A 22,981-nucleotide genomic window follows, 5' to 3' on the forward strand; every position below is an offset into this window, starting at 1 on the left:
GATTTTTTACCGCGGGTGAGCGGGTGAGCCGAAGAGGCGTGCGGCGGGGTTGGTGGCCTGGCCGGCGCGGTGGGGGCGAGTGGCTCGCTTCACCATCCGCGTCCGTCCCGGGCTCAGCTCCACGCCCCGCTGCCGCCGCTCTTGCGGCGCCGGGCGCTGGTGACGGCGCCGGTCACAATGGCGCCGATGGCCAGCAGGCCGACGACGCCGCCGCCGAAGAGCATCAGCTTCTCCTTGCCGCCCATCGGCGGGTCGGGGTCCGGGCCCTTGTCGGCGCCGGGGACGACGGCCGTCTGCGGCGCCTTGCCCTGCGGCATCGGCAGCGGTCCTTGCGCGGGTCCCGCGGGGATGTCGCGGGTCAGCGCGGGGCCGGGCTGGATGAAGCCGTAGCCGTAGTGGACGTCCGGCAGTTTGAGGTGCTTGGCCTTCTGGGGACCGGCCAGACCGGCGGTCTTGACCAGGCGGTTGGCGATCTGGCCCGGGGTGAGGTGGGGGAACTTCTCCTTGAGAAGGGCGACGGCACCCGAGACGTAGGCGGTGGCGGCCGAGCTCCCGTCCTCGGTGCGGTAGGCCGTATCGCTGCCGCCCATCGCTACGGGGATCTTCACGCCGGGGGCCAGGAGGTCCAAATCGGAGTTGAAGTTGTTGTCGTCGGACGCCTTGCCGTACTGATCGACCGAGCCGACGCCGATCGCGCCGGGGCAGCCCACCGGGTAACTCCTCTGCGACCAGCCGTCGTTGCCCACCGCTGCCACGACCACGACACCTTTTTCGATGGCGTAGTGGATGGATTCACAGGTGTCGGCCACGAAGGTTTCCCCGTACGACATGTTGATGACATCCGCGCCGTGGTCCACCGCGTACCGCGTGGCCGCGGCGCCGTTCTTGTACTGCGGGATGGGCAGGATCTTGGCACCGGGCGCCAGCCCTTTGACCCCCTCGGAGCCGCCCGGCCCATGACCGTGACCCGCGATGATCCCGGCCATCGCCGTACCGTGATCGCGGAGGTCCTGGCCCGGTGCGAGGTCCTTGGAGCCATCACCCTGCGAGGTGTTCGTGAAGTCCGCACCGGGCAAAAACTGCCCCGTGAGGTCTTGATGAGTGGTACGGAAACCGCTGTCGAGCACCGCCACCGTCACCCCCTTACCGGTGGCCTTCTGCCACAGCGCCTGGGCTTCGAACGCCTCCAACGGCCATAGATCCTTGCGCACTTGATCTGCGGCGGCGGTACCACCCGCGGTCAGCAGCAACACTCCGGTCAGCGTCGCACCGACGGTTGCGTGCACGGTTCGGGTGGCCCTCATGCTGCGCTCCTACTCGCCGTACTGGATGTCCGGCGGCGATGCTCAGTCCGAGGCGCGGGCCCCGCACACAGTGGTGCGGGACCCGCGCCTCACTGCCCGCCGGGCGACGGTGTCGCCTGCTTGCTCGATTTACTCGATGACGCGGGGTGCCACATTGCGCTGCGGAGTCCACGTCTCCTCTTCCTCAACGAGGTAATCGGGACGCTGTTTTCCTCCACGCCCCTTCTCCCCCTTTCGGCCCCCGCCCACACCCTGAGAACCGACCGTTCCTGAGGCCCCCTGTGCGCCCCTCGCGCCACCGCCCGTCCCTGCCTGCGAACCGCCACGGCTGCGGTGCAGACCGGCGCCGCCCTGCTTGGCGCCGCCCGTCGGACCACCCGGCTTGCCTGCCGCACCACGGGGTACACCCGACTGGGCACCGCCGCCGGGGCGTATCGCGCCCACCGTCCCGACTGCGCCACCTCGCGCCCCACCGGCCCGACCGGAGCCCATGGCGCCGCCCGGCACGCCGACGACGCCTGGCGGGATCGCACCGCTGGGGAAGCCGCCCGTACCGCCGGTCCCGCTGTGGCCGCCGCTCGGCGGTGTGCCGCCGCCGGTGGTCGCGCCCCCGCCGCCCGGCGGCTGCACGGAGGTGCCACCCGGCAAGCTGTCGAGTCCGGTGTGTACGGGCACATCGGCCCGCTGGCTATCGGGACCGCTGAAGCCTTCCCGTACCGCATGGCCGCCCACGTTCTTGGGCTTCTTCGGCGACACCGCCGCCGGGCGTGGGCGCGTACCGCCCGTCACGGGCATGTTCACGGGAGGCGGCGGAGGGGTGGACGCGGGCGGCACCGGCCAGTCGTTGCCGCTCGTACCGTTACCGGTTCCATGGTTGAGGCGATCCCCGTGGAGCGTGTAATTGGCCGCCAGCTCATCCATCACGATGACCGCCTCGACCTGGCGTTCCTTAGTGAGGGACAGGCTGTCCCTATTGAGCTCCAGCGCCATACGCGCGTCCATCTTCGGGTTCGCCATATCCCGTGTGAACTGGCTGTCATCCCCGCTCTCGTCCATCACCCGGGCCCCTATACCCGGGTCCTTGATGTTCGACATGGCCTTCTTCGCCTCGCGGAGGCTGTGCGCGACCCCGGCCTCCGGCCCGGCTTCCCGGGTACCGATCAGGGAACCTTCGACAACCCGGGCATGGCCGTATGTCCGGTCGATCTTCCCGAGTACCGTGCCCGCTTCCTTGCGGAACGCCTCGGCCGCCGAGCCCTCCCAATGCGCCGTGGCATGGTCGACGGCGTCCATGAAGGACTTGCGGATTCCGCCCCGGCCGTCCTCGCCCGCGAGCCGGTCGGCGGCGGCGCGCCAGTGATTTCCGGAGGTCTCTATCGCCTCGGGACTGGCATTCTCGATCATCTTGCGTAACGCATTGATCCCATGGTGGTGGAAGTCGGAAGGCGACTTGGGAACGGGGGCGTATCCCTTGAACGACTTGAGCTGTTCATCCCGCTCACCCGCCTTCCGCTGCCGATCCATCGCCTTGGCGCTCTCGTACTCCTGCCTGGCGTCAACCACGCCGGCCCCCCTTCGTCTTCGCCCTTCGTGTCGTGCCGCCGTCGGCCTCGCGGCCGCGTTCAGCCGTTCCCGTTCATCGAGATCCTGGTGTTCTGCTCCTGGTCCTCGTACGCGCCCCGGCTGGCTTCCGTCTTCTCGCCGAATGTGCGGATCAGGTCCTGGAGCGCCTTGATGACCTCCGACATGTACCGCTGCATACCGTCATGGGCGGAGGCGAGGCTGCCCGCCTCCAGGAATCCGGCGCCGAAGGCCGACTGCGGAATCGTCGTGTTGTAGGTGACCTTCTGGCTCGGATCGTCCATGTCACCCTGCAGGCGCCTGAGCCGGCGTACGACGCCGTCCAGCTCGTCCAGATCGACTTTGAACTGCTCTCCCATGAGCGCTCTCCCCCTTCGCTCGTGCCCTGCTGGTTCCCCACGGGCAGCCCTGCGAAGCGGCGCTATAAAGACAACGTAAAGGGGAGGGAAAACCAGGAATCGGGAGCCGGAGCGGTACGCCCAATAGCCGCGAACTATTTGATTTGGGCAAAATACGGCCGCACCGGGAAGACAGTCAGTTACCAAGTGCCCGTGCCGCCCGGCAGTTATGCGCTCACCGAATGGCCAACTCTGTGTTCCGCGGGGCGAGTTGAGCGATCTTGGCGGCCGCGAGCGCCCCCGCGCGTACGGGCGAGCTCCAGGCGTACGCGCGGGCCGGTGCGCCCACGTCGACCCGCGGCAGCTCCCCCTGCCCCGCCCGCGCCGGTACGAGGCACCGGCGCGCGATACCGGTGTGAGATACAGCACCCGGCCCAGCTCCGGGCGGCCCGGCCGGGCAGGCTCCCGCCGTCGGGCCGGGGGCTCGCCCGGTGCACGCCGGGCGAGCGGTGCGCGGGGCCGATCCCCGCCCGGCGAGGGGGAATCGGAGGTGGTTCCCCGGGGCAGTGCCTCAGGAGGCGGAAGACGAAGAGGAAGAAGAGGAGGGAGAGGAGGGGGTGACGGGGGCGGTCGCGTCGGGTGTGTCGTTCGCCGGGCCGCGGCGCAGTGCGCGTACGCCGCGCAACCCGATCACGCCGATCGCCGTCCCCAAGAGAAAGGACGTCACCGCGAGCAGCAGATGAACCCAGAAGTAGGCGGTCGGGGCACCGGCGTCGTCGAAGGCGAGACCGCTGCCGTCCTTACAGAGGTTTTTGACGAAAGTGATCCAGATGAACCAGCTCCAGACCCCGAAGGCGAGCAGGAACCAGGACACGGGGCGAGAGAGCTTCATGAGTTCCAGTATGGGCAGCGGCTCCATCCGGCGGGCGGCAGGGGCACTCTTCCGTGGGGTGGTGTCTGGATGCCGCCCGGAGAGGGGTACGTTCACCGACGTGCCGACGACCTTCTCCGCTTCCACGGCCTCATCCGCTTCCACCGCCGCCACGGCCGCGCTCCCTTCCGGAGCCGGGCTCCCCGCCGGGGCGGCGTCCGCCTCGGCCACGCCCGGCGACGCCGGGAGACCGGCACGTACCGGCGGGTCCGCGCGTACCGGCAAGGCGGCGCGTGCCAGCAGGCCGGTGCGTACGGGCAGGTCGGTGCGGACCGCCACCGCGGTCGCCGCCGCCGCGCTGCTCGCGCCCCCGCTGCTGCTGGCCGGCCCCGCGTACGCCGCTCCGGCGGACGGCAAGAACCCGCCCAAGGCCCCCGTGCCGCCCGCCAAGATGTCGCAGACCGGCGGGGACCGGATGGGCGTGGCCGGCGTCCAGGTGCAGCCGAAGGCCGGGGCGCCGGAGCTGCCCGGCCCGGCGGAGCTCACGGGCCGTTCGTGGATCATCTCCGACGCCGAGTCGGGCAAGGTGCTCGCGTCGAAGAACCCACACTGGCAGCTCGCACCGGCCAGCACGCTCAAGATGCTCTTCGCCGACACGGTGATGCCGAAGTTCCCCAAGGACCAGAAGTACAAGGTCAAGCCCGCCGACCTGGCGGACATGGGGGACGGCAGCAGCCTCGTCGGGATAAAGGAGAACCTGACCTACACGGTCCACGATCTGTGGCTCGGCGTCTTCCTGCGCTCCGGCAACGACGCGGTGCACACCCTCGCGGCGATGAACGGGGGCGTCGACGCGACCGTTACCCAGATGCAGCAGCGCGCCAAGGAGCTGAACGCCACCGACACCCATGTCGTCACCCCGGACGGCTACGACGCGCCCGGTCAGGTCTCCAGCGCGTACGACCTGAGCCTGTTCGCCCGCGCCGGGCTCCAGAACGCCGACTTCCGCGAGTACTGCTCGACGGCGACCGCGCAGTTCCCCGGGGAGGAGGCCAAGGACGGCAAGCGGAAGACGTTCGGCATCCAGAACACCAACCGGCTGCTGGTCGGCGACCGGGACATCAAGCCGTACCCGGGCATCGCGGGCGTCAAGAACGGCTCCACCACCAACGCGGGATCGACCTTCACCGGGGTCGCCCAGCGCGGTGACCGCAAACTCCTCGTCACGGTCATGAACCCGGAGAAGAAGGAGCACAACGAGGCGTACCGGGAGGCCGCCAAACTCCTCGACTGGGGCTTCGCGGCGGCCGACAAGGTCGAACCGGTCGGCCGGCTCGTCGGACCCCGGAGCGAGGAGGACGCGGCCGGCGGCGACGCGAAGAACGGCCACAAGAACAGTCAGGCGGCGCTGGAAGCCGGTGACGGCTCGGGCGGCGGCGCCTGGACCGCGCTGGGGATCACCGGCGGCGCGCTGGTGGTGCTGGGCGCCGTGGCGCTCGGCGTGCACCGCCGCTGGCCGCTGCCGGACCTGGTACGCGGCCGCCGCACCCGGAAGTAGCCGGACGGGGGCGGGGCCGACGGCGGACGGAAGCGGGGACGGTTCTCACGCACCCGGGCGGGACGGTCCGGCCGCCGGCCCCGCTTCCCCCGCCGCCCCCGAATCCTCCGCCGGCCCCCCCTCCCCCGCTTCCCCCATCTCCCCCGGCACCACATCGTCCCGTCCCCGCGTGGCCGTCCACGCCGCGCAGAACACCAGCAGCTTCGCGGTGAAGTTGATCCACAGCAGCAGCGCGACCGGGGTGCCGAAGGCGCCGTACATACTCCTGGCGGCGACGCCCTTGAGATAGCCGCTGAGCAGCAGTTTCAGCAGTTCGAAGCCGACCGCGCCGAAGAGGCCCGCGAGGACGACGGCGCGCCGGGGCGGGCGGACGCCGGGCAGCTTGGTCAGGATGTAGAGGAGCAGCAGGAAGTCCGCGAGGACCGCGATACAGAATCCGGCCACCGTGAGCAGAATGCTGCCGAGGCCGCCCGGTGCCAGGCCCAGGGCCCGGACGGCGTTGCCGACGGCCGCCGACGCGAAGGCCGAGCAGGCGAGCGAGAGCACCGCCACGCCGCCCAGGCCGAGCAGCAGCCCGCCGTCCCGGAGCTTGCCGACGAAGAAGTTGGTGCCGTCGTCGTCCTTCTCCCACACCGCGCGCAGGCAGTCACGGAGCGACTCGACCCAGCCGATGCCGATGAACAGCAGCACGGCACCGGCGATCAGGCCGACGGTGCCGGCGTTCTCGATGAGGCCCGCGAGGTCGAGTTGCTCGGCGATGCCGGGGATCTGGTCGGCGAGCCTGTTCTCCAGGTCGTGCAGCTGCCGGTCGCTGAGCACCGAGGCGCCGATCGCGGCGGCGACGGTGAGCAGCGGGAAGACCGCGATGAAGCTGGTGAAGGTGATCGCGGCGGCCAGTCTGGTCCAGTGCACCCGCAGCATGCGCTCGTACGCGCGCCAGAGGTGCGTGGTCATCAGCCAGGTCACGGCCGGCCCGATCACCGGCAGTCCGCTCAGCCAGTCCATGGCGCTCCCCTCTCGGCCCCGCTCACCGCCGACGGGGCCCGTACCCGTACGGCGGGTGCCCCGGGTGATGCGGAACACTAGCGTCCGGATGCCGGGAAAGCCGGTTTCCGCCCGGGACCTCCGACGGCCGGCCGGCAGGCAGGGATGCGCCGACGCGATCCCGCCATACGGCGCGGCCCCGCCAATAGGAACGGGTCCCCGCCAACAGGAACGGCTCCCGGCTAACAGGAAGCAGCCGGCGGCCGGGAGAGGTCGGCCTGGCGCGGTACGGCGGCCGACTGCGGGCCGAAGGGGTACTCCCGCTCCAGCCGCCACACCGCGTCCGCGCCCTGTTCGTAGAGCGCGAAGGAGTCGATCGTCCAGGTCGCGGAGAAGTCCGCCAGCTCCGCGTGGGCGCGGTCCATCGCCTCTTCCGCGATGGCGTGCGCCACGGTCACATGCGGGTGGTACGGGAACTGGAGCTCCCGGGCGCACGGCCCGGAGGCGGCGCGGATGCGGGCCTGGAGCGCCACGCAGCCCGCCTCGCCCTCGGCGACCCGTACGAAGACCACCGGTGACAGCGGCCGGAAGGTGCCGGTGCCCGCCAGTTGGAGCGGGAAGGGCCGGAAGGACGCCGCGACCTCGGCGAGATGCCGCTCGACGCCGGGCAGCGCCTCGGTGTCCACCTCCGTCGGCGGGAGCAGGGTGATATGCGTGGGGATGCCGTGTGCGGCCGGATCGCCGAAGCCCGCGCGCCTCCGCTGGAGGAAACTGCCGTAAGGCTCCGGTACGGCGATCGAAACGCCCAGCGTGACGGTCCCCATTGCGTTCTCCCTCCTGATGCTTCCGTGCCGCCGCGCAACCGTGCGGGCCGCACGGCGGTGCAGCGGTGGTGCGCCACGCTCTGTTCGCGCTCTGTTCCGGGCCCGTCGCACCGCTGCAGTGTGACGGGTGCGCGCCCCTCGCGAGGCGCGCCCCGGTCCCGTTACGGGCGGGTCCGCGGCCCGTCCGTCAGTGCTTGGCCGGCAGCAGCCCGAGCCGGTCGTACGTGGTGGCCAGGGTCTCGGCCGCGACCGCGCGGGCCTTCTCGGCGCCCTTGGCCAGGATGGAGTCGAGCGTCTCGGGGTCGTCGAGATACTCCTGCGTACGGTCCCGGAACGGCGTGACGAACTCGACCATCGCCGCCGCGAGGTCGGTCTTGAGCGCTCCGTACCCCTTGCCCTCGTAGGACCGCTCCAGCTCCGGGACGTCCGTACCGGTGAGCGTGGAGAGGATCGTCAGGAGGTTGCTGACGCCCGGCTTCGCCTCGCGGTCGAAGCGGATCACGGTGTCGGTGTCGGTGACCGCGCTCTTGATCTTCTTCGCGGTGACCTTGGGGTCGTCGAGGAGGTCGACGATCCCCTTGGGCGAGGACGCCGACTTGCTCATCTTCACCGACGGGTCCTGAAGATCGAAGATCTTCGCCGTCTCCTTGACGATGTACGGGCTCGGGACCGTGAAGGTGTCGCCGAAGCGCGTGTTGAAGCGCTCCGCGAGATCGCGGGTCAGCTCCAGGTGCTGGCGCTGGTCCTCGCCGACCGGGACCTGGTTGGCCTGGTAGAGCAGGATGTCGGCGACCATCAGCACCGGGTAGGTGAACAGGCCGACCGTCGTGCGGTCCGCGCCCTGCTTCGCCGACTTGTCCTTGAACTGGGTCATCCGGGACGCCTCACCGAAGCCGGTGACGCAGTTCATCACCCAGCCGAGCTGCGCGTGCTCGGGCACATGGCTCTGTACGAAGAGGGTGCAGCGCTCCGGGTCGAGACCGGCGGCCAGCAACTGGGCGGCGGCGATCCGGGTGTTCTGCCGCAGCTCCGCGGGGTCCTGCGGAACGGTGATCGCGTGCAGGTCCACCACCATGTAGAAGGCGTCGTGGGACTCCTGCAGCGCCACCCACTGGCGCACCGCGCCGAGGTAGTTGCCGAGGTGGAAGGAGCCGGCGGTGGGCTGGATACCGGAGAGCACACGCGGACGATCGAGAGCCATGGCACCGATTGTCTCAGGTCGCCGAACGGTCCCCGGCGTGCGGTGCGCGTTGGGGCCGCAAGACCGCCTCCCCGCTGGCCGGCCCTCCGACGCCGCGTCGTACGCCGCATCCACCATCGGGAGGTTTCGCCACAAACCACCCGCGTGACAATAGAACGTGACACGAGATACGTGCCGCCGGATACGCGACACCAGATACGTGACACGGGATACGGGATACGGGCGGGCGGTACGAGAGGCAAGTGGCGGGTGAGCCCCCCGCCTCCCCCGTACCCCACCTCCCGCATCCCCCGTACGGCCTACCGAACGGAGCCACCGGTGACGTCCACGGAGCACGGCATCGCCGCCGCCGAAGCCCACAGCGCGCACAACTACCACCCGCTCCCCGTCGTCGTGGCCACCGCCGAGGGCGCCTGGATGACGGATGTGGCGGGACGGCGCTATCTGGACCTGCTCGCCGGGTACTCCGCGCTCAACTTCGGGCACGGCAACCGCCGGCTGCTGGACGCCGCCAGGGCCCAGTTGGAGCGCGTCACGCTGACTTCACGCGCCTTCCATCACGACCGGTTCGCCGACTTCTGCACGCGCCTCGCCGAGCTGTGCGGGATGGAGCTGGTACTGCCGATGAACACCGGCGCCGAGGCGGTGGAGACGGCCGTCAAGACGGCCCGCAAGTGGGGCTACCGGGTCAAGGGGGTCCCGGACGGCCGGGCGAAGATCATCGTCGCGGACAACAACTTCCACGGCCGCACCACCACCATCGTCTCCTTCTCCACGGACCCCGAGGCCCGCGCCGATTTCGGGCCCTACACCCCCGGTTTCGAGAGCGTCCCCTACGGCGATCTCGCCGCGCTGGCGGCGGCCGTGGACGAGCACACGGTGGCGGTGCTGCTGGAGCCGATCCAGGGCGAGGCCGGGGTGCTGGTGCCGCCGGCGGGCTATCTGCCGGGCGTACGGAAGCTGACCCGGGACCGGGACGTGCTGTTCATCGCCGACGAGATCCAGTCGGGCCTCGGCCGCACCGGACGGACCTTCGCCTGCGAGCACGAAGACGTGGTCCCCGATGTGTACGTCCTGGGCAAGGCGCTGGGCGGCGGGGTGGTACCGGTGTCGGCGGTGGTCTCCTCCCGCGAGGTACTGGGCGTCTTCGCACCGGGCGAACACGGTTCGACGTTCGGCGGGAACCCGCTCGCCTGCGCGGTGGCCCTGGAGGTCATCGAGATGCTCCGGACCGGTGAATTCCAGCAGCGGGCAACGGAGTTGGGCGTCCATCTGCACCACGAGCTGGGCCCGCTGGCGGGCGGCGGCGCAGTGGACGCAGTGCGCGGGCGGGGGCTGTGGGCGGGCGTGGACATCAACCCGTCACGCGGCAGCGGGCGGGCCGTCTCCGAACGGCTGCTGGCGCGCGGTGTGCTGGTCAAGGAGACGCACGGCGCCACGATCCGGATCGCCCCGCCGCTGATGATCAGCAAGGCGGACCTGGACTGGGGCCTCGACCAACTGCGGCACGTACTGGGGGTTTAGGGACGTACGGGGTGGCGTACGGGGGTGACGTACGGAGCGGGGCCTACGACGCGGGGCACACGGGCAGGCGGGCGGCGTACGGCCCGGACCACGTCCTCACCCCGGGCCACGCCCCCGTGCCACGCCATCCCCTCGCGCCCCACCACCGGACAGCGCCTACAGTCGGTCCGTGATCCTTGGGATGCTCTGCGCGCTCGGTTCGGCGCTGTGCTTCGGCACGGCCTCCGTCCTCCAGGCGGTGGCGGCACGCGCCACCGCCCCCGGCAGCGGATCCGGCGTCGACGCCCGGCTCCTGCTGCGGGTGCTCACCCAGTGGCGGTATCTGCTCGGGCTGGCGATGGACGGGTGCGGCTTCCTGCTGGAGCTGGTCGCGCTGCGGTCGCTGCCGATCTACGCGGTCGGGGCGGCGCTGGCGGCCAGCCTCGCCGTGACGGCGGTGGTCGCGGCGCGCGTCCTGCGCGTCCGGCTGAGCCGCGTCGAGTGGCTGGCGGTGGCGGTGGTGTGCGGCGGGCTGGCGATGCTGGGGCTCGCCTCCGGGGCGGAGGGGCACCGTACGGGCTCGTCCGCACTGCGCGTCGGGGTGCTGGTCTTCGCGCTCGCCGTACCGGCCGCCGGCGCACTGGCCGGCCGGCTCCCGGACCGTGCCCGCGCCGCGGCACTGGGCCTCGGGGCGGGCCTCGGCTTCGGCGTGGTGGAGGTCGCCGTCCGCCTCATCGACAACCTCTCGCTGCCCACACTGCTCACCAACCCCGCCACCTACGCCCTGCTCATCGGCGGCGGCGCGGCCTTCCTCCTGCTGACCTCCGCCCTCCAGCGCGGCTCGGTGACGGCCGCCACGGCGGGCATGGTGATCGGCGAAACCGTCGGCCCCGCGCTGATCGGCGTCGCCTGGCTCGGCGACCGCACCCGCGAGGGCCTGGCGCCACTGGCGATCACCGGCTTCGCCCTCGCGGTGGTCGGCGCGCTCGTCCTGGCCCGGTTCGGGGAGGCCCCCACCGACGGGACGGCCACCGACACGGCCACCGACACGACTACCGGCACACCCCCCGACACGACCCCCGACGGACCCGCCACCGAGCCGGAAGGCACGGGCAAACGGGAGGGGACGGGGAGGCGGGAGGGAACGGGAAAGCGATGACCGAGCGGCACGGGCCAAGAGAGCAACGGCCGGGTACGGGAACGGTCAGGGGCGGGAACGGTCAGGGCGGGAAAGAACCTGGAGTAAGGCGATATCCACCCCTACGCTGCCCCTACACCGGCCGCAATCCGGACGAGCCGCCCCCTTTCGCCCGCCTGCCCACTCCCGACTCACCCCGTACCGCCTGACCACCGCTCCCCCATCCACCGCGTCAACCAAAGGATTCAGACCATGACTGAGCGTCCGCCGGCGATCGAGACCCTGCCCGACGGCACGACGCTGCGCCACCCGGTCCCGTCGGACCATCCGCGCCTCCAACTGGCCCTCGCGGACTGGTGGGGCGGCCAGGGCGGCGAGGTGGGCGCCGCCCAACGGCGGCTGCTGGTACCGCGCTTGTTCCTCCAGCACTTCGCCGACACCAGCTATGTCGTCGAGCGCGCCGACCGGACCCTGCAGGCGTTCCTCATCGGTTTCCTGTCCCAGACCGACCCGGACACCGCCTACATCCACTTCGTCGGTGTGTGCCCGGAGGGGCAGCGGAACGGCCTGGGCAGCGCCCTCTACCGCCGCTTCTTCAACGCGGTCGGCACCCTCGGCCGGACCCGGATCCGCTGCATCACCAGTCCGGGCAACCTCGACTCCATCGCGTACCACACCCGTATGGGCTTCCGGATGGAACCGGGCGACCGCCTCGACCAGGGCGTACCGGTACACCTGGACTACGACGGACCGGGCCTGGACCGGGTCTCCTTCATCCGGGAACTGTGAACCGGCCACCGGCCACCGGTCGGGAGCCGCGCTCCGTCCGCCGTACGCCGGATGGGCGAGCAGCGGCTACGCGGAGAGTCCGCCCGCTTTGACGCTGCCGACGAACTCCGACCAGGCGGCCGGGGTGATCGTCGACGGTGCGGGTGAACAGGTCCGCGAGCGCGGCCGGCCCGTCGACGGCCATCGGTGCCTCACGTGCGGGCGGCGAGGCGCTCGCCGAGTCCGGCGGCGGCCGGGCTGCCGGGGATGCCGGGCAGGCGGGCGGCGATGTTGGTCAGGCCGTCGTTGACGCGGACGGACTGCACGCCGTCCGCGCAGGTCAGGAAGTCGTTCCAAGTGGCCAGGGCGGTCTCGGTGTTGCCGCGCTTGAGCTGGACGTGGCCGAGGTCGGCGAGCACGATCGCGCGGGTCCGTTTGCGGTCCAGGCCGTGGATGTCGAGGGCCAGGTGCAGGTGTTCTTCGGCCGCGGCGAGGTCGCCCATGACGGCGTGGATCATGCCGGACTCGTGCGCCCACCGGCCGTGGCTGTAGTGGCTCGCCCAGGACCGCCCCGGCCGCTCCGGCGCGTGCTCGACGGACAGTTACCGTGTGGCTACTGTTGGCGGGCTGATGTCTGTCGGCTCCCGAGGGCGTCCATGCGTACACAGGTACCGAATTGGGGTTCTCCCCGGGCACAGGCCCTCATCGCCGAGGGCAGCGCCGTTGCCAAGGCCGAGCGGCACACCCCGTCCGAGGAGGATCCGATGCATCGTCGGTCCCTGTTGCGGGCCGCCGGTCTCGCCGTGCCCCTCTACGTCCTGGACGGATTCGACGAAGCCCTGGCACTGCTGCCCAGCCCCGCCCGGACCCCGACCGCGGCCGGCCTTTCGGCCGAGTACCGCACGGCGCGGGCGCTGTTCGACAAGGGTGCCCACACCGAGCTCGTCACGATGCTGCCCGCGCTCCTCGCCACCGCCCAGGCCCGCGCCGACGCCGGAGACGCCGCCGACTTCGCGAGGCTCGCGGGCTGCTACGACCTGGCGACCGAAGCCCTCTCCAAGATCGGCCGGTACGCGGCGAGCCGGATCACCGCCGACCGCTCCCACACCTACGCCCGGCTGTCCGGCTCGCCCCTGGCGGCAGCCGCCTCCGCCCGCGCCTTCAGCATCGTGCTGCGCCACGAAGACCGCGCCGACACCGCCCAGCGCGTCACCCTCGACGCCGCCGCCCGGATCGAAGCGACCGGACTGACCACCCCCGCCCAGGCCGCGGCCTTCGCCCAGATGCTCTGCACCGCCGCCTACACCGCTGCCCAGGCCGGCGACCGCGACCGCGCCCTGGAGATGATCGGCGACGCCGAACGCGCCGCCGCCCTCCTGCCCGACCAGCCGGCCGGCCCGCTGCACAGCTTGAGCGTCACACCCGCCTCCGTCACCCTCTACAAGGTCGGCGTGTTGTGGTCCCTCGGCGACGCCGGCGCGGCCGTACACGCCGGTCGCAACCTCCACCCGGCCCATTTCCCCACCGCCGAACGCCGCGGCCGCCTCCACACCGACCTGGCGCGGGCATGGTGGCAGTGGGGCAAGGCCGAGCAGACTGCACACGCCCTCCTGGCCGCGCACCGCGCAGCCCCCTCCGAGGTCCGCGACCGCCCCGGCATCCGTTCCCTCGTCACCGACCTCGCCGAGCGGCACCCCCGCACCAGCGGTGTACGAGAACTCGTCGCGGCCACCCGCATCCGGCCCGCGTGACGACCGGAGCGGACTGTGCCGGTCCTGCCGGGAGCGCGGGAGTGCACCCGGCATTCGAGTCCGCGACGGCGGCCGATGCGTGACCGCTGCCGGGCACCGGTGTCGGCGAAGCCGTCGGGCCACTGGGCCCGCCCCGGCGCAGAACCGACTGGAAATCCAGTGACGATGGCGGGCCGTTCCATCCTCAATCACGCAGTCTGGAGCCACAGTTGGAGGCATGAAAGGCGGGCCATCCGATCAACCCTGAAGTGTGAGACCAGTGACGGGAGTTGACACTTGCTGGTAGCGTTTTCGCATTCCCTGGTGAATCAGCGGGACGCACTGTCCCGGACGTAATGCGCGCGGAAATATACCCATCGTCGGGTGTCCGTCCGGCGATGTCGCCGGGGAACTGACTTGTGCGGTGGTGCTGCAATCCCTGCATGGTCTGTCGGACATCGGTCCGCCGCCCGAAGAGCGGCGCGGCTTCCGCTACTTCTGAGCAGCGCATCCTGGCATATCAGGGAAAGCAGCACCCGCACAAAGCGCCTTACTACTCGACTTCACGGAGGTAGTCATGGGTCTTCGCATCAAATCCACCCTCACGGTCGCTCTCTCGGTGCCGGCACTCGCGATGACGCTCTTCGCCGCTCCCGCACTGGCCGATGGCCCCGTCACCCGGCAGCCGGGCGAACCGGTCTGCACCAACGGATCCGCGTGCTTCTACGAGACTCCCTGGGAAGGGAAGACGTCGTGGTACGCCAATCCCGGATCGGAATGCGTCACGCTGCCTTTCCCTGCCTTCGGCATATTCAACCTGACCGACAAAAGACTCGACATGTACGCCACCGCCGACTGCACAGGTGACGCGCTTTCGGAACCGGCCAACGACTTCCACACCTGGCAGTCCTGGCAACCGCGCATGAGCTTCCGCGCAGTCTGACAGCGAATACCGCTCCCCGCTCCGCGGGAGAAGGGGCTGTGACAAGAGCCGTGGAAGCCCTGAAGTCCGGCGGCTTCCACGGCTCCATGTTAGAGATCCCGCGGGTAGGGGCGCCGTCGCGAGCGCCGCGATACCGCCGCCCGGACCAGCGGAATCTCTTAGTGATCGAGCGATGCTCGGTCGTGGCGACGGACCCGCGAGGCCGGTTTGCCGTCGGGGGGCTGAGTAGTGCCCCACGCGCTCGGCCGAGAATTGACAGTTTGTTACTCGCTATCACTGGGTTCTCTGGTAATCCTGGCCGAAACGGTCGAAACCTGACAGGGCGCGCATGCCCCACGCCTCCGAATTCCAGACCGAGACGTATTGCGTTAGAGCGCACTCCAACTCCTAGGTTCCGAAGCATGCGATACATCAAACTCGGGACGACCGGACTGGAAGTCTCCGCCATCACCCTCGGCTGTATGAGCTTCGGCGAGCCGGACCGGGGCGGCGAGCCCTGGTCGCTGGGCGCGGACGCCAGCCGGGACATCATCAAGCAGGCCCTTGAGGGCGGCGTCAACTTCCTCGACACGGCCAATGGGTACAGCGCCGGAAGCAGCGAGGAGATCGTCGGCCAGGCGGTCAAGGACTTCACCCGGCGCGAGGAGGTCGTTCTCTCCACCAAGGTCTGGATGCGGATGCGCCCCGGCCCGAACGGCGCCGGACTGTCCCGCAAGGCGATCTTCGCCGAGCTCGACGCCTCTCTGAAGCGACTGGGGACCGACTACATCGACCTGTACCAGATCCACCGCTGGGACTACGACACCCCGATCGAGGAAACCCTTGAGGCGCTGCACGACGTGGTCAAGTCCGGGAAGGTCCGCTACATCGGAGCCTCTTCCATGTACGCCTGGCAGTTCGCCAAGGCCCTGTACCTGGCTGACCTGAACGGCTGGACCCGGTTCGTGTCGATGCAGGACCACTACAACCTCATCCACCGGGAGGCAGAGCGGGAGATGCTCCCGCTCTGCGCCGACCAGGGCATCGGCGTGATCCCGTGGAGCCCGCTGGCGCGGGGCAGGCTGACGCGGGCCCGGGACACCGCCACGGCGCGTGCCGAGACCGACGAGGGCGGCAAGATCCTCTACCGCGACGGGGACCAGGCGGTGGCCGAGCGCGTCCACGAGATCGCGGGCAAGCGGGGTCTGTCCGCGGCCCAGGTCGCCCTGGCCTGGGTCATACGCAACCCGGCGGTGACCTCGCCCATCGTCGGGGTCACCAAGCCGGCCCAGTTGGCCGACGCGGTCGCCGCGGTGGACGTCGAACTCGACGAAGACGAGGCCGCCTACTTGGAGGAGCCCTACCAGCCGCACGAGGCCGCCTACCTGGAGGAGTCCTTCTACAAGTCGCGGCCTGTGGCGGGCTCCCGGTAGTCCGGGCTACCGTCGGGCCTTCGACGAGTCCTTGGCCTCGGCCTTCACAGCCCTGTGGCCGGCCCGGCGGTGCTTGCGGGCGGTCGCGCGCAACTGCATGATCCGCGCGCTGCCCGCCGGCGCAGTGAGCAGGATGCCCGTTACCGCGGCCGGCAGCAGGGCCACGCGCAGCGGCAACGTGCCCGTGGGTATCGAAAGCTGACGTCCACCGACTGCTCCTGAGTTTGGTCAATTGGCAAGAGATTTCGCAGGCGCTGCGACAGGGCGGCGATCCGCCCGTCGGCACGCTTGATGTATCCGCCGTCCAGGGCGAGTTCACCGGTGAGCAGCCTCAACAAGATGGTCTTGCCGGAGCCGTTGGGCGCCACGAGGCCAGTACGGCCGGCGCCGACGGTGCAGGAAAGGCCCGCGAAGACCGGGGTGTCGGGCCAGGAGAAGAACAGCTGGGAGCAGATGACGGAAGCGTCGGACATGGCGATGACCTCGTGCGGGAAAGAAGGCAGACCGCTCCCCGGGAAACCGCTGTACGGAAACCGTCATGCGAAGGGAGCTGCCGCTGGGACAGGGAAAAGGGGACGGCGAAATGACCACAACGGCGGCACCGCCAAAGGTGCGTCTGCCGGTGGTCTCAGCTCCGGGTATCACCCGGAGATGTCGTCGTCACCCACCATGTCCGGTCTCCTCTACGAAAGATCGCTGACGGCGGTCAACGTACCAGGCTCCGCACGGCCGCCCGAAGCCCCTCCCCTACCGCCGACGCGAAGCCCCGGGGTAGCCGCTGCCCCGTTCCGGGTCCCTCGGCATGGCAGCCCTCTCACCCTTCGCCGCCCCGGACGCGGACTGCCAGTGGCCGCATATCGTCGTCCGAGGCTTCGGCCTGAAAACCCGCCGAAACGAGAATCCCGATCACTGCATCCCGCATATGCATGGCGATAGCGCCGGAATGCCGAATTGACCGAGCGTGATATTCGCCGTTCCGTACGCTTTCAACTGCCCTTGCGGAAACGGTTGGGTGAGGCTTCCAGGTGACGAACACCCCACCAGCCGCATCGTCGCCGCGGTCCACCTCAATCTCCGCTCCCGCCCGCTCCGTCGTGCCCACGAGCCGGAAGGCGGAGATGCCGGCCAGTTCCAGCTCTCGTTGAACTTGAACGGCCAGCTCGTCTCGCTCAGCGATGACATCGTCGGCGGCGTTGCTGAAGTGAGACATTTGCAAAGACTCTTCTCTGAAAGCTGGGGACGCTGCGGCGGGGCCTGGGCGCTCGCCCCTCCGCCGGGAAGCCGGAGAGGCGAGCGCAGCGGCTACGCGGACAGTTCGTCCGCCTTGACGCCGCCGACGAACTCCGACCAGGCGGCCGGGGTGATCGTGAGCACGGGGCCGTGCGGGTTCTTGGAGTCACGGACGGGGACGATGCCGCGCGAGGCGGCGAGGTTGGCGGCGACCTCGACGCAGGCGCCACCATTCTCGCTGTACGAGGACTTGAACCAACGGGGGGATTCGGTCGTCACGAGGTACCCCTTTCGGAACTGCTCGATCATGGCCACGGATGCCGCCCGGGAGAGCCCGGCGGGCACGTCGTTCCGGTGGGCGAGCGTGCTGTGCGCGGCGACGCAGCAGGGACAGCGGACTGTACGGAAGCCATTCGTGGCGCATGCGCTCCAGAGTTATGCAGGCGGAGCAGTGGGGCCCCAATTTCCGGACTGCTTAGCGTAGATGAGGCGGGTGCGAGTACACATCGCGGCAACTTCACTGGTTCTGATGAATATTGATGGCCGCATCAGTTGGATTCCCCCCTGCTCTGATCATGATGCCGATCGGCATCCGTTCGAATGAGAAGGTGGTTCCGAATGACCAGTGACCCGACTCCGTCGGTCACCGAAGCGACGCTCACCGACATCGCCACCAACGGTGTCTGGGGCCCGGACCACAGCGTCAGCCAGGCTGTCGTTGACGTGTCCCGGGCGTTACTCGCCTCTCTTCAGGGTGAGGAGGGCGTCGAACTCCCGCCGGAGCTCTCGGAGCTGGTGGCCGAGGTCCGGCGGATCGCCACGATCGCACTGCCCCGCATCACCACGCAGGACGGTATCCGGCTGTCGGCGTTCAGCATCAAGCTGACGGACGGCGCCCCGCGCCCCGTGGTGATCGTGCCCGCCGGGTGGAACCCGTACGGCTGGCTGCCGTTCCTCTACGCCTACCTCAAGCTGGCGCAGCGCGGTTACCACGTGCTGGCCTACTCCCCGCGCGGCATCGGCATCAAGGGCTGGCTGTCGACCTCCGAGGGCTTCGTCGACGTGGCCGGGCCCAACGACTGGGCCGACGGTTCATCCGTGATCGACTACGCGCAGGAGGCCCTCGAACCCAGCCGGATCGGCTTCCTCGGCGAGTCCTACGGTTCCGGGATCAGCCAGCTGGTTGCCGCGAACGACCCGGCCAACCGCGTCTCCGCCGTGGTCGCGCTGAGCACCTGGGGGAACCTCGCCACCAGCCTGTACAACAACGGCACCCGGCACCTGAAGGCCGTGCAGGCGCTGATCGACTTCACCGGCGGCCCGCTGGAGGAGAAGTTCGACGAGACGACGCAGCAGCTCCTCAAGGACTTCCTGAGCGGTCAGAACCTCGACGAGGTGGTCGCCTGGGGCACCGAGCGCTCCCCGGAGACCCACGTCGACCGGACGAACGCGCGGGGCGTCCCGACGTTCATCTCGAACACCTGGCACGAGACGCTGTTCCCGGTCAACCCGGTGGTCGACCTCTTCGAGCGGCTCACCGTCCCGAAGCGGCTGAACCTGTGGATCGGCGACCACGGCGCCCCCGAGGGCCCCGGCCTGGCCGGGCTGGTGCTCGGGGTTCCGTTCCCCGGGCTGGCGGAGCCGACGCGGGAGGCCTACGAGTGGCTGGACCACCACCTGCTCGGCGCGGACAACGACGTGCCGAGCTGGCCGGCCGTGAACAGCCAGAGCATGTTCACCTACCGGACGGTCGCCATCCCGGGCGGCACCAAGCTGATCACCGTCCCGGCGCACCGGGAGACGTACGAGTCCTGGCACGAGGCCACCACCGGCAGCGAGGTCTGGTACCTCACCGATGCCAACGGCACCGGTGACGGCACGCTCACCGACAAGCCGACCGCCGGATGGTCGCGGGAATTCGAGGCCGGCGCCCTGACTTCCTCCGTCGCGGGCGAGCTGCTCAAGACCGGGCAGCAGGAGTGGTTCGGCAACCCCAAGTCCTACGAGCCGGCGAAGTTCGAGCGCGGTCAGCTGCTGGTCTGGTCGACCGACCCGCTGACCGGATCCGACGAGGTGGCCCGCCGGATCCGGGGCGCCGCCACCGTGCGGCTCACCGTGCGCAGCAGCGTCGACGCCGCCACCGTGATCGCCTACCTGTACGACGTCGCCGCGAACGGCACCGCCCGGATCATCACCCACGAGCCGTTGACGGTCACCGACCTGACCCCGGAGGCCGACACCACCGTCAGCTGGAACCTCCAGGCCGCCTCCTACGACCTGCCGACCGGCCACCGGCTCGCCCTGGTGGTCAACAGCCGTGACCCGCTGTACTCCTACGCGGGCTCCGACCTCCCCGCCCTCACCACCACCACCATCACCTCGGTGAGCGGGAACGAGGCCAAGCTGGAGCTGCCGCTGGGCTGATGGCTCCAGGGGCCCAGGCCCGTACGGCAGCCCGCCGACCGGCGTACAGCGGGCTGCTGTACGGGGTCGCCGGGGCCGGTCGGAAACGGCAACGGCCACCTCGTGATCACCGGGGGCTGTACGGACTCCTGAAGATCATTCGGTGGCCGCGGGACACAGCATCGACGCCGTCCGTTGGCGGGCGATGTCCGACCAGGCCATGGCCCGGATCGCGGGCCGGTTCAAGCGGGTGGAACCGCGTGCCACGGCCTGGCACCGGCAGAGCGCCGGAGCAGGGGCGAGGGGGCCGCGCTATGACGACTGGGCCTTCATCCGCTGGGGCGGAGGCCCCTCGACGCCGCAGCCTGACCGACCGCGAACCGCAGCCCCGGAGTGCCGAAAGGGACAAGTTCACGAGAAGGACAGCGACGGAAGGACGGCTCAGGAGGCGGACTGATCGATCTCCCCCGCAAAGACGATGATCTGGTCGATGAGGCTCCGCCGCAGATGGACGACGTCCGTTCCCGCCAGGCGGGGGCCTCCGTCCGGCGTGGTGAAGACCCACTGGTAGCGGGCCCACTCGCCAGGCATGTCCACCGCTGAGCAGCGCACCATCGTGCCGGTCCCCGCCGGGTGGCGCCGGATGTCCAGCACGAACTGCTCGACCGCCTCGATTCCTTCGCTGCGACCCAACGGCCCCCAGAAGACCACGTCTGAGGTCAGGGCCTGGGAGAGCAGGGCAGTCACATAGCTGTCGTCCGAGGCATTGAAGGCGGAGATGAACGTGTCGATCGCGGAACGTGCCGTCTCTTCCTGCATGCCCCAGTAATACCAGCGGTTGCGCGTGCATTCGTCCCGCGAGCCGCCTCCGATCACGGTGGACCATCCCGCTCACAGCACCAGGCGGACAACGGGGGTACTACGGAAGAGGTTTTCCGGCCCCGTACGGCAGCGCCCCGCCACCCATGCGGGCAACGGGGCCTGGGCCTTACCCCCTCCGCCGGGAAGCCGGAGGGCGAACGGTGACTACGCGGACAGCTCGTCCGCCTTCACGCCGCCGACGAACTCCGACCAGGCGGCCGAGGCGAACGTGAGCACGGGACCGTGCGGGTTCTTGGAGTCACGGACGGGGACGATGCCGCGCGAGACGGTGAGGTTGGCGGCGACCTCGACGCAGGAGCCACCGTTGTTGCTGTAGGAGGACGTGAACCAGCGAGGGGATTCGTTCATGGTCATCACGGGGTGCCCTTTCGCAACTGGCTGATGGCGGCTACGGATTCCGCCCGGGAGAGCGTTTCAGCCCGCAACTGATGGTAGGCGGCCAACAGAGGTGCTACGGAAGCCCTTTCCCAGCCTTCGGCAGTGCGGCGCGGGGCCCCGTACGACAGCGCCCCGCCACCCATGCGGGCAGCGGGGCCTGGGCACTACCCCCTCCGCCGGGAAGCCGGAGGGCGAGCGGTGGCTACGCGGACAGCTCGTCCGTCTTGACGCCGCCGACGAACTCCGACCAGGCGGCCGAGGCGAACGTGAGCACGGGGCCGCTCAGGTCCTTGGAGTCACGGACGGGGACCACACCGCGCGAAGCGGCGAGGTTGGCGGCGACCTCAACGCACTGGCCGCCGTTGTCGCTGTAGGAGGACTTGAACCAACGGGGGGGAACGGTCGTGGTGGTCACGGAGTGCCCTTTCGTACCTGTTCGATCATGGCTACGGATGCGGCCTGCGAGGGCGATTCGGCCTGTAGCTGATGGTAGGCCGTCAGCATGGGAAGTACTGCTGTGCTTTCCCGTTCGAGATGCCCCCGTTGCGAAGACTCGGCGTACGACATGAGCGAGCGGTCCGGCATGGTCAGCACCGTTATAGGCAGGTTGAACGGCCTATGGCTCATGTCGAACGGGACGACTTGAAACATCGTGTTCGACTGCTCAGCAAACTCGATCAGCTGCGCCAACTGCGCGTCCATGGCTCCAGCATCACCGATGGACCGGCGGATGCAGCTCTCGTCCAGCGCCACGAACACCAGCGGCAGGGGCATCCGGACAAGTGCGGCTTGCCGCTCAGCAACGAGTGCAACCCGTTCGTCTGCCTGATCGGTCGTGATTGCCCCTCTCCGTACGGCACTGTCGGCCAACACCCGTGCGTATCCCGGTGTCTGCAACAACCCAGGGATGATCCCGATTTCGTACAGCCGGATCTCCACCGCCCGGCCCTCGTACCCCACGTACTCGGGAAAGCCCTCCAACAGGCTGCCGTGCCGAATCTCGCGCCATTCGCGTTCGAACGTGTCAGCGGTGCCACTGGTACCGAAAGCAAGATCGGCACTGCGCGAAAAGCGGAGAGTCGGCATCTTCCGACCGGTTTCCACCGCTGAGATATGCGTACTCGAATAACCCATCCGAGCCGCCAAATCCTCCTGCTTCCAGCCGTGTTCTTCTCGTGATCTGCGTAAACGTGCCCCGAACGCCGCCTCCGGGCTGCTCTCAGGGTTCAACTCCTTGCGGTTCAAGGCGCGATGACCTGCCTTTCCTTCGCAACCGACACGTTGAATGGTTCCTGACTCTAGGCCACGCTGAGCGCATCCGGTAGCGGAACCGCTACGGAGAGGAGTGGCCGTGCCCGAAGGGAACGCCCGCGCCGCGTACATCGCCTGGCGCCCGCCGGAGTGGGTGCCGACCGAATTCGCGGAGCCGACACGGCCTCTCCTCGTCCAGGCGGAGCGCGCGTTGCGCCGGATGCTCGTGGCCCCTGCGGTCGTCATCGACCCGACGGGGCGCCCGCCGCCCGGCCCGGACCTGTGCAGCATCTGCGCACGAGACGGCGTCAGCAGTGACCGGGCGGTCCCACCGCATGACGGAGGTAACCCCGTGCTGACAGAAGAGCCGCAGAGCCGAGACGACTGGCGGCGGATCACCAAGGAAGTCCGAGAGGCGCGCGACGGTCTCGCCGCCGCACTCCGGGACGCCGGCGTCATCCTGCCGTCCCTCACCACCGACATCGCGACCTGCGCCGGCCAGACGATCGCACTCGTGGACCTCGGCCGGTGCAACGTCGAGACGGCGCACCGCCTGGCGAGCGCCCTGCGGGAGGTGTCCCGGCGTGGCGCCCCCTAGGAATACGGCATCCGGCAGGAGCGGGGAACGCACCCCGGGGCGCGGCCCCACGACGGTTCCCCGGCAGGCGACCGACTACGCCTC

The 22,981-nt window shown here is 69.8% G+C and carries 21 protein-coding genes and 3 pseudogenes; 9 read left to right on the plus strand and 15 right to left on the minus strand.

Annotated features, from left to right (window positions below):
• Positions 1-113 precede the first annotated feature (113 nt).
• The 4 genes and pseudogenes from IH09_RS22945 to IH09_RS22960 form a co-directional block, all read right to left on the minus strand.
• Positions 114-1,304, minus strand: a complete 1,191-nt coding sequence (locus IH09_RS22945; protein ID WP_052859343.1) for a S8 family serine peptidase — start codon at positions 1,302-1,304, stop codon at positions 114-116.
• Positions 1,305-1,433: 129 nt separating this feature from the next.
• Complete coding sequence (locus IH09_RS22950) at positions 1,434-2,828, minus strand: hypothetical protein (RefSeq protein WP_205379284.1); 1,395 nt, start codon at positions 2,826-2,828, stop codon at positions 1,434-1,436.
• 98 nt (positions 2,829-2,926) lie between these two features.
• Positions 2,927-3,244 (minus strand): hypothetical protein, encoded by a 318-nt coding sequence (locus tag IH09_RS22955; RefSeq protein ID WP_052859345.1) that lies wholly within the window; start codon positions 3,242-3,244, stop codon positions 2,927-2,929.
• A 640-nt stretch (positions 3,245-3,884) separates the two neighbouring features.
• A pseudogene (locus IH09_RS22960) lies at positions 3,885-4,115 on the minus strand (SCO4848 family membrane protein); the annotation flags it as partial.
• 10 nt (positions 4,116-4,125) lie between these two features.
• On the opposite strand from IH09_RS22960, the gene IH09_RS22965 reads away from it, so the two are divergent.
• Entirely contained in the window at positions 4,126-5,652 is a 1,527-nt protein-coding gene (locus IH09_RS22965) for a D-alanyl-D-alanine carboxypeptidase family protein (RefSeq protein WP_240150531.1), read from the plus strand.
• A gap of 45 nt (positions 5,653-5,697) precedes the next feature.
• Here IH09_RS22965 and IH09_RS22970 read toward each other — a convergent pair whose 3' ends face one another.
• The 3 genes from IH09_RS22970 to trpS form a co-directional block, all read right to left on the minus strand.
• The gene (locus IH09_RS22970) at positions 5,698-6,657 is read right to left on the minus strand and encodes a YihY/virulence factor BrkB family protein (protein ID WP_052859347.1); all 960 of its coding nucleotides are present in this window, start codon (positions 6,655-6,657) and stop codon (positions 5,698-5,700) included.
• A gap of 221 nt (positions 6,658-6,878) precedes the next feature.
• The gene (locus IH09_RS22975) at positions 6,879-7,460 is read right to left on the minus strand and encodes a 2'-5' RNA ligase family protein (protein WP_052859348.1); all 582 of its coding nucleotides are present in this window, start codon (positions 7,458-7,460) and stop codon (positions 6,879-6,881) included.
• Between the two features lie 187 nt (positions 7,461-7,647).
• On the minus strand, positions 7,648-8,661 hold the full coding sequence (gene trpS, locus IH09_RS22980; protein WP_052859349.1) for a tryptophan--tRNA ligase: 1,014 nt from the start codon (positions 8,659-8,661) through the stop codon (positions 7,648-7,650).
• A 318-nt stretch (positions 8,662-8,979) separates the two neighbouring features.
• On the opposite strand from trpS, the gene rocD reads away from it, so the two are divergent.
• The 3 genes from rocD (at position 8,980) to IH09_RS22995 (ending at position 12,091) form a co-directional block, all read left to right on the plus strand.
• Positions 8,980-10,185, plus strand: a complete 1,206-nt coding sequence (gene rocD / locus IH09_RS22985) for an ornithine--oxo-acid transaminase (RefSeq protein WP_052859350.1) — start codon at positions 8,980-8,982, stop codon at positions 10,183-10,185.
• 181 nt (positions 10,186-10,366) lie between these two features.
• On the plus strand, positions 10,367-11,323 hold the full coding sequence (locus IH09_RS22990) for a hypothetical protein (RefSeq protein ID WP_240150532.1): 957 nt from the start codon (positions 10,367-10,369) through the stop codon (positions 11,321-11,323).
• A gap of 231 nt (positions 11,324-11,554) precedes the next feature.
• Complete coding sequence (locus IH09_RS22995; protein ID WP_052859351.1) at positions 11,555-12,091, plus strand: GNAT family N-acetyltransferase; 537 nt, start codon at positions 11,555-11,557, stop codon at positions 12,089-12,091.
• A gap of 191 nt (positions 12,092-12,282) precedes the next feature.
• Here IH09_RS22995 and IH09_RS23000 read toward each other — a convergent pair.
• Positions 12,283-12,669, minus strand: a pseudogene (locus IH09_RS23000) (tetratricopeptide repeat protein); the annotation flags it as partial.
• Positions 12,670-12,834: 165 nt separating this feature from the next.
• Here IH09_RS23000 and IH09_RS23005 point away from each other — a divergent pair.
• The 3 genes from IH09_RS23005 to IH09_RS23015 all read left to right on the plus strand — a co-directional run bounded on the left by IH09_RS23005 (position 12,835) and on the right by IH09_RS23015 (position 16,155).
• The gene (locus tag IH09_RS23005) at positions 12,835-13,821 is read left to right on the plus strand and encodes a transcriptional regulator (protein WP_240150527.1); all 987 of its coding nucleotides are present in this window, start codon (positions 12,835-12,837) and stop codon (positions 13,819-13,821) included.
• Positions 13,822-14,377: 556 nt separating this feature from the next.
• Complete coding sequence (locus IH09_RS23010; protein ID WP_052859354.1) at positions 14,378-14,743, plus strand: hypothetical protein; 366 nt, start codon at positions 14,378-14,380, stop codon at positions 14,741-14,743.
• A 401-nt stretch (positions 14,744-15,144) separates the two neighbouring features.
• Positions 15,145-16,155, plus strand: coding sequence for an aldo/keto reductase (locus IH09_RS23015; RefSeq protein WP_052859355.1), 1,011 nt, complete (start codon positions 15,145-15,147; stop codon positions 16,153-16,155).
• A gap of 248 nt (positions 16,156-16,403) precedes the next feature.
• On the opposite strand, the pseudogene IH09_RS40105 reads toward IH09_RS23015, so the two are convergent.
• The 3 genes and pseudogenes from IH09_RS40105 to IH09_RS23030 all read right to left on the minus strand — a co-directional run.
• Positions 16,404-16,628: pseudogene (locus tag IH09_RS40105) on the minus strand (ATP-binding cassette domain-containing protein); the annotation flags it as partial.
• A 341-nt stretch (positions 16,629-16,969) separates the two neighbouring features.
• Positions 16,970-17,365 carry a hypothetical protein gene (locus IH09_RS23025; protein WP_052859357.1) on the minus strand — a complete coding sequence of 132 codons (396 nt, stop codon included), beginning with the start codon at positions 17,363-17,365 and terminating at the stop codon, positions 16,970-16,972.
• 92 nt (positions 17,366-17,457) lie between these two features.
• Positions 17,458-17,664 carry a DUF397 domain-containing protein gene (locus tag IH09_RS23030; protein WP_052859395.1) on the minus strand — a complete coding sequence of 69 codons (207 nt, stop codon included), beginning with the start codon at positions 17,662-17,664 and terminating at the stop codon, positions 17,458-17,460.
• Positions 17,665-18,003: 339 nt separating this feature from the next.
• On the opposite strand from IH09_RS23030, the gene IH09_RS23035 reads away from it, so the two are divergent.
• On the plus strand, positions 18,004-19,809 hold the full coding sequence (locus tag IH09_RS23035) for an alpha/beta fold hydrolase (RefSeq protein WP_052859358.1): 1,806 nt from the start codon (positions 18,004-18,006) through the stop codon (positions 19,807-19,809).
• Between the two features lie 420 nt (positions 19,810-20,229).
• Here the strand turns inward: IH09_RS23035 and IH09_RS23040 are convergent, their stop codons facing one another.
• The 4 genes from IH09_RS23040 to IH09_RS23055 all read right to left on the minus strand — a co-directional run bounded on the left by IH09_RS23040 (position 20,230) and on the right by IH09_RS23055 (position 22,293).
• Positions 20,230-20,607, minus strand: a complete 378-nt coding sequence (locus tag IH09_RS23040; protein WP_052859359.1) for a nuclear transport factor 2 family protein — start codon at positions 20,605-20,607, stop codon at positions 20,230-20,232.
• 207 nt (positions 20,608-20,814) lie between these two features.
• Positions 20,815-21,024, minus strand: a complete 210-nt coding sequence (locus tag IH09_RS23045; RefSeq protein WP_052859360.1) for a DUF397 domain-containing protein — start codon at positions 21,022-21,024, stop codon at positions 20,815-20,817.
• Positions 21,025-21,250: 226 nt separating this feature from the next.
• Positions 21,251-21,463, minus strand: a complete 213-nt coding sequence (locus tag IH09_RS23050; RefSeq protein WP_052859361.1) for a DUF397 domain-containing protein — start codon at positions 21,461-21,463, stop codon at positions 21,251-21,253.
• Positions 21,460-22,293: a helix-turn-helix domain-containing protein gene (locus tag IH09_RS23055; protein ID WP_052859362.1), complete on the minus strand. Its 834-nt coding sequence runs from the start codon at positions 22,291-22,293 to the stop codon at positions 21,460-21,462. The genes IH09_RS23050 and IH09_RS23055 overlap by 4 nt, the downstream gene beginning before the upstream one ends.
• A 106-nt stretch (positions 22,294-22,399) precedes the next feature.
• Here IH09_RS23055 and IH09_RS40115 point away from each other — a divergent pair, with 106 nt between their 5' ends.
• The gene (locus IH09_RS40115) at positions 22,400-22,897 is read left to right on the plus strand and encodes a hypothetical protein (protein WP_318279523.1); all 498 of its coding nucleotides are present in this window, start codon (positions 22,400-22,402) and stop codon (positions 22,895-22,897) included.
• The last annotated feature ends 84 nt before the right edge of the window (positions 22,898-22,981 follow it).

Origin of the sequence: Streptomyces celluloflavus, from assembly GCA_000720995.1 — a bacterium.
In the GTDB taxonomy this organism is placed as follows: Bacteria; Actinomycetota; Actinomycetes; order Streptomycetales; family Streptomycetaceae; genus Streptomyces; species Streptomyces celluloflavus.

Bases quoted from the DNA above. Each gene is read 5' to 3' on its own strand.
- IH09_RS22945 (WP_052859343.1), bottom strand. From the start codon at position 1,304: ATGAGGGCCACCCGAACCGTGCACGCAACCGTCGGTGCGACGCTGACC.
- IH09_RS22950 (WP_205379284.1), bottom strand. From the start codon at position 2,828: ATGGATCGGCAGCGGAAGGCGGGTGAGCGGGATGAACAGCTCAAGTCG.
- IH09_RS22955 (WP_052859345.1), bottom strand. From the start codon at position 3,244: ATGGGAGAGCAGTTCAAAGTCGATCTGGACGAGCTGGACGGCGTCGTA.
- IH09_RS22965 (WP_240150531.1), top strand. From the start codon at position 4,126: ATGGGCAGCGGCTCCATCCGGCGGGCGGCAGGGGCACTCTTCCGTGGG.
- IH09_RS22970 (WP_052859347.1), bottom strand. From the start codon at position 6,657: ATGGACTGGCTGAGCGGACTGCCGGTGATCGGGCCGGCCGTGACCTGG.
- IH09_RS22975 (WP_052859348.1), bottom strand. From the start codon at position 7,460: ATGGGGACCGTCACGCTGGGCGTTTCGATCGCCGTACCGGAGCCTTAC.
- trpS (WP_052859349.1), bottom strand. From the start codon at position 8,661: ATGGCTCTCGATCGTCCGCGTGTGCTCTCCGGTATCCAGCCCACCGCC.
- IH09_RS22990 (WP_240150532.1), top strand. From the start codon at position 10,367: ATGCTCTGCGCGCTCGGTTCGGCGCTGTGCTTCGGCACGGCCTCCGTC.
- IH09_RS22995 (WP_052859351.1), top strand. From the start codon at position 11,555: ATGACTGAGCGTCCGCCGGCGATCGAGACCCTGCCCGACGGCACGACG.
- IH09_RS23005 (WP_240150527.1), top strand. From the start codon at position 12,835: ATGCATCGTCGGTCCCTGTTGCGGGCCGCCGGTCTCGCCGTGCCCCTC.
- IH09_RS23010 (WP_052859354.1), top strand. From the start codon at position 14,378: ATGGGTCTTCGCATCAAATCCACCCTCACGGTCGCTCTCTCGGTGCCG.
- IH09_RS23015 (WP_052859355.1), top strand. From the start codon at position 15,145: ATGCGATACATCAAACTCGGGACGACCGGACTGGAAGTCTCCGCCATC.
- IH09_RS23025 (WP_052859357.1), bottom strand. From the start codon at position 17,365: ATGTCTCACTTCAGCAACGCCGCCGACGATGTCATCGCTGAGCGAGAC.
- IH09_RS23035 (WP_052859358.1), top strand. From the start codon at position 18,004: ATGACCAGTGACCCGACTCCGTCGGTCACCGAAGCGACGCTCACCGAC.
- IH09_RS23040 (WP_052859359.1), bottom strand. From the start codon at position 20,607: ATGCAGGAAGAGACGGCACGTTCCGCGATCGACACGTTCATCTCCGCC.
- IH09_RS23045 (WP_052859360.1), bottom strand. From the start codon at position 21,024: ATGACCATGAACGAATCCCCTCGCTGGTTCACGTCCTCCTACAGCAAC.